The following is a 13,033-nucleotide window of genomic DNA, read 5'->3' on the forward strand; positions in this document are numbered from 1 at the left end:
CTCGGCAACTTCAACGGCGCGACCGGCGGCTTCATCCTCCGCGTCAACCAGGTCGCGTTGGGAGACATCACCCTGTATCACGGCAACGGAAATCGCACGATTCCCGGAGTGTTCCCTAACGACGGCAAGTGGCACCATCTCGCGGCCTCGGTGTCCAACGGCGCGGTGAACCTCTTCCTCGACGGCGGCTTCCGCGGCGCTGTCGCGGCGCCGGCCGGGATCGCGTCGACTCAGCGCCTCGAGATCGGCGCCGCCGGCAACGCGACCGTGCCCTTCAACGGAGCCATCGACGAAGTGCGGCTCTACAACGTCGCGCTCACCACCGCGCAGATCCTCGCGGACTATGAGGCCGACAGCCTCGGCGCGTTCGCCCGCGAGAAGGCATACTCCGTCTCGTACTCGACGACGGGCGGCGTGAGCTGGCTGCCGGCCTCGACCTGGACCGTGACGCTGGACGGCACGAACGCCGACAAGACCCTGCGCACGATCCAGGTCGACGGCATCCCGCTCGTCAACTCGACGGGGCCGTGGTCGACCCTCGACCGGGTCTCCCTCGCGGTCTCGGATTACGCCGGGAACGTCGCCACCCGCACCTTCGTCGTCTACATCGACACTCACCCGCCGCTCCTCGCGCCGGCGGACGGCGCCTGGGTATCGACGACGACCCCGATGCTCGCGTGGCGGCCGGTCCCGCTGACGCAGGCGCAGATCGCCTCCGACGCCGACTTCTCCTCGGTGGTCGTCGACTCGACGACCCGCAGCGCCTCCCTTCAGCAGCCGCAGCCGCTGTCGGAGGGCGCGACCTACTGGTGGCGCGCGCGCAACTCGGGCCTCGGCAACTGGGCTCCGCCCCGCTCCTTCGTCGTCGACGTCGGCAGCCCCTCCATCTACGCGGCCCAGGTCACCAGCGACACCGTCGACGAGCCCTGGCTCGACCTCTCCAGCCAGGTCTACATGGCGACCACGGTGGTCTCCGTCCGGGTCAAGGTCCGCGACACGCTCTCGGGCCTCATGCTCTCCACCGGCGTCCCCAACGGTCTCCTCGCGCTCTGGCACCTCGACGAGTCCTCCGGCGCCAGCGTCCTGGACGCCTCGACGAACGCGCTGAACGGCGGCACCGTCGGAGCCCCCGTCTGGGTCTCCGGCCGCCGCGGCGCCGCCCTCCAGCTCAACGGCACGACCCAGCGCGCCATGATCCCCGCCTCGGGCCTCCTGGACCTGCGCGACAACTTCACGATCAGCGCCTGGGTGAAGACCGCCCTGGGCACCAACGAGGTCATCGTTTCGAACTGGACGGCGGCGAACAACGGCTACGGCTTCGGCCTGAACCTGCCGGCCGCCGGAGACCTCTACTTCTGGTCCAACGGCGCGACCAAGTCGGCGACGGGCACGAAGCTCAACGACAACGTCTGGCACAACGTCGCGCTCAGCGTCGGCGGCGGCCGCCACGACTACTACGTCGACGGCGTCTGGCGCAGCTCGGTGACCGCCGGAGGCCCGGCGACCTCCCCCGGCGCGACGATCATCGGCGCGTGGAGCAACTCGACGAACCACTTCTCCGGACTCATCGACGAGGTCCGCGTCTTCGGCGTCGTCCGCTCCTCCGCCGAGATCCTCGCCGACTACGAAGCCGACCAGCTCTCCGCCTTCTCGAAGGGGAAGGCCTACGCCGTCCTCTACAGCACGAACGCGGGCGTGACCTGGGTCCAGGTCTCGACCGCGGTGCTCTCGTCGGACTCGTCGCTCAACCGCGACCAGGGCGTCGTCACCCTCGAGGCCGACGGCATCCCGGTGGTCTGCTCCACGGGCCCGTTCGCCGGCACGAACCTGGTCGGATTCTCCGTCTCCGACTACGCGGGCAACCCCGCCACCGCCTCCTTCGTGGTCTTCGTCGACACGCTCACCCCCTCGCTCGTCGCGCTCCCGCGCTATCCCATCGACGGCGTCTGGGTGAGCACCCAGCCGAACTTCGCCTGGTCCGGCCCCCCCTCCGCCGCGGTCTGGGGCGCGGGCGGCTCCTCGGCGAGCTACGTCCTCCAGGTCGCCGACGACGACCCGACCTTCGGGGCCGGAAACATCGTCCTCTCCATCTCGACGCCGATGTGGGCGAACAACCAGGGGACCAACGCCGATGACGCGATCTACATCTCTTCCTACAACCTCCTCTCACACGGCACGACCTACTACTGGAGAGTGCGCGCGCGCGGCATGGGCGGGACGCTGGGCAACTGGTCGGCGGCTCAGAGCTTCCAGCTCGACTACCAGGTCCCCACGGGCAACGCGTACAAGGCGCTCGACTCCGCCGGCGCCCTCCTCAACGAAGGGCAATACATCGATGTCCTGCGCGGGGCCACCGTCCAGTTCAACGTCTCCGAGCCGGTCTCGGGCCTCATGACGAGCAGCGCGGCGCGACCTTTCGACCTCGTCTCCGCCCCCGGCGCGGGCGCGCTGGTCCGCTACTCGACGAGCGCGGGCCAGTCTTGGAACATCGGCCGGGCGACCGTGAGCCTCGACACGACGAAGACCTACGTGATGGGCGTCACGGCCTTCAACGACCGCCTCTACGCCGGCCTCTACAGCGCCACTCTCGGAGACGGCGACGTCTACGTCTGCGACCCGGCGCTCACGGGAGACGCGACGCTCTGCGACGTCGGGGACTGGAGCCAGAGCTTCGACGGTACCAAGAACGGCATCTGGTCCCTCCATGCCTTCGACGGGAAGCTCTATGCCGGCCAGGGCAGCGCCGCGAACACCGGCGACGTCTACGTCTGCGACCCGGCGCTGACGGGCGCCGCGACGGTCTGCGAGGTCGGCGACTGGGCGCTCTCCTACCGCAGCAACCAGAACTTCACGGCCTCGTTGCAGGCCTACAACGGGAAGCTGTACGCGGGATTCGGCGGCGGCGCGTTGGGCAACGCCGTCATCGCCGTCTACGATGGAGTGAGCTGGAGCACGAGCACGGTCCTTCCCGCGCAGGAGCTGCGCTCGTTCGGCGTCTACAACGGAAAGCTCTACGCGGGCACCGGCAACACGCTGGCCGACCTCTACGCCTTCGACGGCAGCACCTGGACGCTCGTCTATCACCACCCGAGCGCCACCTACATCTTCGGCATCGCGCCCTATAACAACAAGCTCCACCTCGCCTACTACGGCGCCGCCGACAAGACCGTGGCCATGACCTACGACGGCGCGGCCATGGCGGTGACCTTCAAGAGCCCGAAAGAAGGCTTCATGAACCTTCTCCCCTACAAAGGGCTGCTCTTCGCGACGCAGGGTCAGTCGGCCAACGCCGGCGCGCTCTTCACCTGGGACGGCTCGACCTGGACCCGGGTCTTCGAGAACAACACCGAGCTCCTCTGGCAGATGGCGACCTTCAACGACCGCCTCTATTTCGGCCAGGGGAATGTCGCCAACAACGGCGATCTCCTCGTCATGACTCTCGCCTCGACGGCGACGCTCACGGGGGCCGACCAGACGACCGCCGCGCAGACGCTGAGCGCGACGAACCTCCAGCTCGTCGTCACGACCGGCGCGGTCTCCTGCGGCGGCTCCGCCCCCTGCGCGGCGACCAACCAGGTCATCTTCTCAGTCGTGGACTACGCCGGGACCTCCGCCCAGCTCGGCCCCTACGCCGTCCGCGTGGACAGCCCGCCGGCTCAGCAGCAGCCGATCGACGGCGCCTACGTCTCGACGACGACCCCCTCGTTCGCCTGGATCTCGCAGATCCACGCACCGACCCAGCTTCAGGTCGACGACGACCCGGCCTTCGGCTCGGTGGACATCGACACGACCACGAGCGCTCCTTATCAGGGGGTGAAGTACCCGCAGCCGTTGGCGCTCGGGACGACCTGGTACTGGCGCCTGCGCGTCCCGTCGAACCCGAACTGGTCGACGGTCTGGAGCTTCGTCGTCGACGTCGACTCCCCTGCTCTCCTCAACGCCCGCGTCAGCACCGCCCCGGGCGTCGGTCCGTGGTGGACGCTGCCCTCGATGGTCTACATGGACACCCAGGTCGTGAGCGTGCGCGTGGACGTCCAGGACCCGGCCGCCGGGCTCATGGTCTCGACCGGGCTCCCGCAGGGCCTCGTCGCCCAGTGGCACCTCGACGAGGCGTCCGGGACCATGACCCTCGACTCCTCCAGCAGCGACTTCCACGGCACCCTGATCGGAAACCCCGGCTGGGTGAGCGGCCGCCGCGGCGGAGCTCTCCGCCTCAACGGGATCAGCCAGTACGTCCAGGTCTCCGACAACAACACCTTCATCCTCGGCGACTACACCCTCATGTCCTGGATCCGCACCACCGACGCCGGGGCCGGGCGCCGGCGCCTGGTCAACCAACAGGACGGCACCAACTACTGGGCCCTCAACCTCAACGGCAACCAGCTCGAGTGGTGCGACAGCCACGACAACGCCACCGGCGGCTGCTTCGCGCGCGGCAAGCTCCTCAACGACGGCGCGTGGCACCACCTGGCGGTGAGCCGCACGAACGGCGACCAGTACCGTGCCTACGTCGACGGCGTCATGATCGCCACACACGCGTCCATCGCAGGCGCCGCCTTCAACATCGTCAGCCCGGTGACCATCGGCAATCAATACAGCGTCGGCCAGTACTACACCGGGGACGTCGACGAGGTCTCCGTCTACAACCGCGCGCTCTCGACCGGAGAGGTCGTCTCCTCCTACCTCTACGACCAGCTCACGGCCCACAACCGCGCGCAGCCCTATCAGGTCCGCTACTCGACCAACGGCGGCACGACCTGGCTGGCCGTCTCGACGCCCAACGTCACGCTCTCGGGGAACAACGCCGCCAGGAGTCTGCAGATCCTCCAGGCGGACGGGATCGCGCTGGTCTGCTCCACCCTCCCGCTGGCGGGGACGAACCTCGTCGCGGTCAGCGTCGCCGACTACGCGGGGAACGTCTCCACCGCGATGTACGCGATCCTGGTGGATACGCTGACCCCGGTCGCCTACACCACGCCGACGTATCCGCTCAACGGCAGCTACGTCAACCTCCAGCCCAACTTCATGTGGACCGGCGTGCCCTATTCGAGCGCTTCGGCGATGGGCTCGCTCATCAACGCCGCGAGCTACTACCTGCAGGTCGCCAAGGACGACGCGGGCTTCGCCGCGGGGAACATCGTCGTCTCCGTCACGACGCCGGTCTACAGCGCCCTCACCGTCCCCTACTACCGCGACGACGCTCTCTATCTTTCGACGACGTCCCTCGCTCCGGGTTCCACCTACTACTGGCGCACGCGCGTCTACAACCGCAACGGGAACTACGGCCCCTGGTCGGACGCCTTCAGCTTCGTCACGGACTACTCCTCGCCCACCGGCTCCGACTACGGGAGCCGGAACTCGGCGATGTCCCTGCTGACCGAAAGCCAGTACACCGACACCCTCATCGGGGCGACCGTCCAGCTCACGGTACAGGATGCGGTCTCCGGGCTTCTCGTCTCGACCTGGGCGCTCCCCCTCAACTTCGACGTCCCGCCCAGCGGCTTCTGGGTCCGCTACTCGACCTCGGCCGGCCAGACCTGGCAGGACGGCAACGTCGCGACGAGCTACGCGCACGGCCTCGCCTACACCTTCACCTACCAGGAGCACAGGGGCCGCCTCTACGCGGGCGTCGGCGCGGCCGCGAACCAGAACTACATCTACGTCTGCAACCCCGGCACGAGCGGCGACCCGGACGCCTGCGAGCCGGGCGACTGGACGACGAGCTTCGGCGGCGGCGCAGGGAACAGCTACGCGTGGGCGATGACCGAATACAACGGCAAGCTCTACGCCGGTCACGGCGGCGCCTCCGGCTACGTCTATGTCTGCAACCCGGCGACGAGCGGCGACGCGACGCAATGCGACGCCGGCGACTGGACGACGAGCGCGACCGGGATCGGCACCATCGTCATGGACCTCAAGGTCTACAACGGCAAGCTCTACGCGGCCGGCTACACGGGCGCGGCCAGCGGCGCCACGATCTACGTCTTCGACGGCCTCTCCTGGACCATCCTCTATACGGCCCCCGGGTTCGGCTTCTACAACTTCGAGACCTACAACGGCCGGCTCTTCGCCGCACAGTACAACCCCAACGAGATCTACGTCTACGACGGGAGCGCGGTGTCGAAGAGCTACGTCCCCGCGCCCGCCATCTACTTCCTCGACGGCCTCGCCGTCTACGACGGGAAGCTCTACGCGGGCGGATACTACGCCAACGCCGCCAACTCGGCCATCATCCTCACCTACGACGGCCAGTCCTGGTCCCAGACGTTCAGGGCCCCCGGCACGGGCTTCCGCTCGCTGGCGACCATGGACGGCCGGCTCTATGCCGGCCAGGTCGGCGCCGGTCAGGGCGACGTCTACGCCTTCGACGGCAGCACCTGGACGGTCGTCTACAACGGACAGCACGACGAGATCCGCTTCCTCTACCCCTGGAAGCACCGCCTCTACATCGGCCCCGGCTCGAGCGCGGGCTTGGGCAACATGATGTTCTTCGCCCCCTCGGCCACGACGACGCTGACCGGGAGCGACGCGACGACCTCCCCGCAGACGCTCTCCTCGCAGCTCAACTTGGTCATCTCGACGAACGCGACGACCTGCGGCGGCAACCTCAAGGCCTGCGGAGCCACCAACCAGGTCCTGTTCTACTTCAGCGACCTGGCCGGGAACGCCACGGCTTACGGCCCCTACGCGGTGCTCGTGGACAGCCCCCCGACCCAACTCCAGCCCGTCGACGGAGATTTCGTCTCTACGACCACGCCGGTCTTCCGCTGGCAGCCCTTCGTCAACTCACAGGTCCAGCTCCAGGTCGCCACGGACTCCGGCTTCGGAGGCATCGTCATCGACTCGACGACCTGGGCCGCGACCGCCGCCGTGCCGACCCCGCTGCCCGGCGCGGCGACCTACTACTGGCACATCCGCAACGCCGGCTCGCCGAACTGGTCGACGGCGCGTTCCTTCGTCGTGGACCTGGGCTCCCCGACCTTCTCGACGCCCGAGTTCAGCACCGCGCCCCTGACGACGGCGTGGTACGCGATCCCCTCCCTCTACGCGTCGTCGAACACGGTGAGCGTCCGCGTCAAGGTCCAGGACCCCCTCGCGGGCCTCATGGTCGCGACCGGGCCTCCGACGGGCCTCGTCGGGCAGTGGCACCTCGACGAATCCTCCGGCAACCTCGTCGTCGACGCCTCAACCAACGGAGCCCACGGCTATCTCGTCAACGGTGCGACCTACACGACAGGGCGCTTCGGCACCGCGCTCAACCTCAACCGCGCCCGCACCCAGTTCGTCCGCATCCCCAGCCAGCCCGCGCTCAACGTCCTCAACGATTACACGGTCGAGGGCTGGGTCCGCACGCGCTCCGCGGTCGGAGAGCTCTGCATCCTCTCCAACTATAACGGAAACGGCTACATCTTCGAGCTGAACTACCCGTCGGCCGGCATGCTGGCTTTCTACAACGGCGCCTGGATCAATACGCCGAACCTCAACGTGAACGACGGCGCCTGGCACCACGTCGCCGCGGTGCTGACCGGCGGCTTCGTCCACTTCTACTTGGACGGCGTCTACCGCTACAGCGCGGCGCGCGGGGCGAACGCGGTCGGCGGCCAGACGGTCATCGGCGCCTACGGCACGGAGAACGGCGCCACCACCTTCGATGGAGACCTCGACGAGGTGAGCCTCTTCAGCGTACCGCGCTCCTCAGCCGAGATCATGTCGGACTATCAGAGCGGCGTGCTGCGCGCCCAGAACCGCTCCGAGGCCTACCAGGTCCGCTATTCGACCAACGGCGGCGTCACCTGGCTCGTCGTCTCAACGAACAACGTCTCGCTCGGCGGCGTCAACACGGACAAGGCCCAGCAGACGATCGAGGCCGACAACATGTCCCTGGTCAATTCCACGGCCCCGGGCGCGTCCACGAACCTCGTCTCCTTCTCGGTCTCCGACTACGCCGGGAACGTCGCAACGGCGACCTACTCCGTCTGGGTGGACTCCCCTCCCGCGATCCTGGGTCCCGACGACGGCGCCTACGTCTCCACGACCACGCCCGCCCTGCAGTGGTACGCGGGGAACTCCGCGCAGGTCCAGGTCTCGCCGTACGAGGACTTCTCGCTGCAGTCCATCGACTCGACGACGGCGAACAACTACCTCGCCTACCCGCTCCCCCTTTCGCCCTCCACCACCTACTTCTGGCGCGTCAAGAACTCCGCGCGCTTCAACTGGTCCCCCTCACGCACCTTCATCGTGGACATCGGCACGCCGAGCCTCTACGGCGCGCAGGTTTCGACCGCCTCCGACGGCCCCTGGACCGACCTCCCGACGACGCTCTACGTCTCCTCGAACGTCGTCTCCCTGCGCCTGAGCGTCCAGGACGCGCTCGCGGGCCTCATGGCCTCGACCGGCGTCCCGCAGGGCCTCCTCGGGCAGTGGCACCTCGACGAATCCTCGGGCAGCGTCGCCCTCGACGCCTCGGGCAACGACTACAACGGCTACATCGTCAACACCCCGACCACGACGCTCGGACGCGTCGGCAGCGCCCTCAACCTCAACCGCGTCCGCAGCAACTTCATCCGCATCCCCTATCGCGCCGAGCTCAACATCCTCGACAACTACACCATCGAAGCCTGGGTCCGCACGCGCACGAACGTCGGCAACCAGGTCATCCTGTCGAACTACAACGGCGCCACCGGCGGCTACATCTTCTCTCTCGGCGTGAACCTCACCGGCGACATCAGTCTCTGGAACAACGGCTGGACCTCGACGCCGAACATCAACATCCAGGACAACGCCTGGCATCACGTCGCCGTGACGCTCGCCGCCGGCTACATCTACTTCTACAAGGACGGCATCCTCGTCTATAAGACGACGCGCGGCGCGAACGTCGGCTCAGGCCAGCAGACGGTCATCGGCGCGTACGGCACCGAGAGCGCGGGAACCCAGTTCGACGGGGACCTCGATGAGGTCCGCCTCTTCAACGTCCCCCGCTCCTCCTACCAGATCCAGGCCGACTACCAGAGCGACCAGCTCGCCGCCCACGAGCGCGGCAACGCCTTCGACGTCCGCTACTCGACGACGGGCGGCCTCACCTGGCTGCCGGTCTCGACGCAGAGCGTCACCCTCTCCACCCCGAACAACACCGACAAGGCGGTGCGCACGCTCCAGCTCGACGGGCTCTCCCTCATCAACTCCACCGCGCCGCTCGCCTGGACGAACCTGGTCGCCGTCTCCCTGGCCGACTACGCCGGCCTCGTCGCGACGGCGACCTACGTCATCTACGTGGACACCCTGACCCAGGTGCTCAGCGCAACGCCGACCCTCCCCGCCAACGGCAGTTTCGTCCCCTATCAGCCCAACTTCGCGTGGTACGGCCCGAACGCGGCGACGGTCTCGGCCATGGGCCCCAACGGCAAGTACTACGTCCAGGTCTCGAGCAACGACTACGACTTCAACGACGCGAACATCGTCATCAGCATCTCGACGCCCTCCTTCAACCAGAACATGTCGCTCGCCAACGACGACGCGACCTACATCTCGACCTTCACGCTCGCCTCCGGAGCGACCTACTACTGGCGCCTGCGCTCCTACGCCTCCAACGGCCTCTCCAGCCCGTGGTCGGAGCCGGTGAGCTTCCTCATCGACTCGGCCTCCCCCACCGCGTCGACCTACCGCTACCGCTCCTCGACCGGCATGCTGCTCACCGAGTCGGACTTCAACGACGTCGCCGTCGGCGTCACCGCGCAGCTGCGCGTCGAAGACGGCTTCTCGGGCCTCCTCGTGAGCACGAGCGGCGTCCCGGGCAGCATGCCTTTCGCTCCCGGCGGCTTCATGGTGCAGTACACGACCAACGCCGGGGCGACCTGGAACATCGGCAGCGCGGCCACGAGCCTGGACGGCGCCAAGAGCTACGTGCTCGGCTTCGCGAGCTTCAACGGCCAGCTCTACGCGACGCAGTGGGGCGGAGCGGGCAACGACGGAGTCATCTTCCGCTACAACGGCACGGGTTGGGTGTCGAGCTACAACGGCACGGGACAGGGCTTCTGGCCGCTCGCGGGCTACAACGGCAAGCTCTACGCGGGCCAGGGTTCGGTCGCGCCCAACGGCAAGGTCTACGTCTGCGACCCGGTCCTCACCGGCGACCCGACGCTCTGCGAGCAGGGCGACTGGAGCGTCAGCTACAACGGCACCAAAGCGGCCATCATGTCCCTGGCCGTCTATAACGGCAAACTCTTCGCCGGACAGAACGGCGCCGCCGGCGAAGGCGACATCATGGTCTACGACGGAAGCTCGTGGTCCCCGAGCTTCGACGGCGGACAGACCGGCTTCACCTCGCTGGCCGTCTACAACGGCCGCCTCTACGGCGGGCAGACCGGAGGTGCCGGCGCCGGCGACGTCTTCGTATTCGACGGCTCCACCTGGACGAAGACCTGGGACGGGGGCGCGAACATCACCCAGATGGGCGACCTCACGGTCTACGGCGACAAGCTCTACGCCGGAACGCGCGGCGCCGCGGTCGGCGACGGGAACGTCCTGGTCTACGACGGCTCCGCCTGGCAGACGAGCTACACCGGCGCCCAGGAAGCCGTCAACGCCCTCGCGGTCCACAACGGCCTGCTCTTCGCCGGACAAGGCTTGACGCTCGGAGACGCCGACCTCTTCGTCTACGACGGGAAGAGCTGGCGCATGGCCTACAACGACAGCACCCACGAGGAGCTGCGAACCCTCTTCTCCTACGACAACAAGCTCTGGCTGGGCATGGGCAGCGCCGTGAACAACGGAGACGCGCTCGCCTTCACCCCCGTGCTCCTGTCCTCGATGACGGGCACCGACACCACGACCTCTCCGCAGAGCCTCGTCACGCGCGGCCTCAACCTCGGAGTCTCGACGAACACGCAGACCTGCGGAGGGACCGGCGCCCCCTGCGGAGCGACCAACCAGGTCGCCTTCGCCGCCAGCGACTACTCGGGCCGTCCGGTGAGCCTCGGCCCGTACGCGCTCCTCGTCGACACCGTGGCGCCGATCGCGGTCTCGACGCCTGCCTACCCGGGCAACGGCTCTTACGTCAACGTCCAGCCCAACTACTACTGGGTCGCGCCCAGCACGATGCTCGTCGCCGGGCTCGGCGTCGGCGCCTCCTATTATCTCCAGGTCTCGAGCGCGGATCCGTCCTTCGGACCCGCGAACATCGTTCTTTCCATCTCCACCCCCACGGTCCTGCTGAGCACGGTGACGGTCCGCGGCGACGGCCAGTACGTCTCGACCGTCACATTGACCTCCGGCGCCACCTACTACTGGCGCGTGCGGGCGATGAGCAACCTGCGCACCGTCAGCCCCTGGTCGCCGGTCTCGAGCTTCATCCTCGACCTCTCCTCGCCCTCGCCGAGCCTCTTCGGCACGCTGAGCTCGACGAGCGGCCTCGTCGGCGAAGCCCAATACGCCGACGTCATCAACGGAGTCACCGTCCAGCTGCGCCTGAGCGACGAGCTCTCGGGCCTCTCGGTGAGCACCTGGGCCTGGCCGGTCTCGACCGCCGCCGCGACGGGCTTCGGCGTGATGTTCTCCTCCGACGCCGGCCGCAGCTGGCTGCGCGACGTCCAAACAGTCTCCTATGAGAGCGCCGTCTATGAGCAGGTGCTCGCGCTGATTTCGTTCAACGGTCGGATCTACTCGGGCATGGGAACGACCGCCGGCAACGGCGACGTCCTCGTCTGCGACCCGAAGACGAGCGGGGCGCCGGACTACTGCGACCCCGGCGACTGGACGGTGAGCTACAACGGGACCCAGGAGTCCGTCTGGTCGCTGGCCTCCTTCAACGGCCGCCTCTACGCCGGCCTGGGGACGAGCAGCGGTGACGGCGACGTCCTCGTCTGCCGCCCGGAGACCACGGGCGCCGCGGACTCCTGCGAGGCCGGCGACTGGTCGAGCGCCTACAACACGAGCTACGACGCCGTCTTCGCGCTCACCGTGCACAACAACCGCCTCTACGCCGGCATGGGCTACACCCTGGCGGGCAGCGGCGACGTACTGGTCTGCGACCCGGGCGTCACCGCGACGGCGAACACCTGCGACCAGGGCGACTGGAGCCGGGCCTACGACGGCGCTCAGGAGTCGATCTACACGCTGGCCTCCTACAACGGCCGCCTCTACGCCGGCCAGGGCATGAACTCCGGCGACGGCGACATCCTCGTCTTCGACGGCGGCGGCTGGTCGCCCTCCTTCGACGGCTCCAAGGAAGCCATCGAGAGTCTCGCGGTCTACGATGGGAAGCTCTACGCCGGCCAGGGCACGGCCCCCGGCAGCGGGAAGATCTTCGTCTACGACGGGACCTCCTGGACGACCTCCTTCGAGGGCACGAAGAACAACATCTATGCGCTGACGGCCTTCAACGGCCGCCTCTACGCGGGCCAGGGCGGCGCCGCCGGCGAAGGAGACGTCCTCGTCCTCGACACCGGGACCTGGAGCACCGCCTACGACGGGGCCCGCTACCGCATGAACGCGCTCAACGCGTACAACGGCCGGCTCTATGTGGGCCAAGGCAGCCTGGCCGGCGACGGCGACGTCCTCGCGCTCTCGCCGCTCTCCTCGGCGACGTTCAGCGGCGTCAACGGGAGCCGCGTGACCGAGACCCTGAACGCCCGCGGCCTGACGCTGACCTCTTCGACGAACTCGACGGTCTGCGCCGGCGTCTGGCCCTGCGGCGCCTCCAACCAGGTCCTCTTCCACGTGACCGACCTCGCGGGCAACGTCCGGCTCGCCGGCCCCTACGCCGTCCTCGTGGACACGATGCCCATCTCCGCCCCGCAGGCTCCCGAGAACGGCGCCTACGTGAGCACGACGACGCCCGCCCTGTTCTGGTCCTCGCATACGCTCGGGAACACCGTCGTGCAGGTCGCCCTGGATCCCGGCTTCGCGCTGGTCATCGCGGACTCCGCGACGGCCGCCCAATACTACGTCTCGACGAACGTACTGACCAACGCCGCGACCTACTACTGGCGCGTGCGCCGAACCAACAATCCGAGCCGCTGGTCGGAGGCCTGGAGCT

The 13,033-nt window shown here is 68.1% G+C and carries 1 protein-coding gene (running past both ends of the window); it reads left to right on the plus strand.

Positions 1-13,033, plus strand: part of the annotated coding region (locus WC969_14395) for a LamG-like jellyroll fold domain-containing protein (protein MFA6031043.1) (this coding region is incomplete at its 3' end). Its footprint runs off both ends of the window (25,230 nt to the left, 15,432 nt to the right); 13,033 of its 53,695 annotated nt are in view.

The organism is Elusimicrobiota bacterium (assembly GCA_041660925.1).
Classification (GTDB): Bacteria; Elusimicrobiota; Elusimicrobia; order UBA1565; family UBA1565; genus JBAZUV01.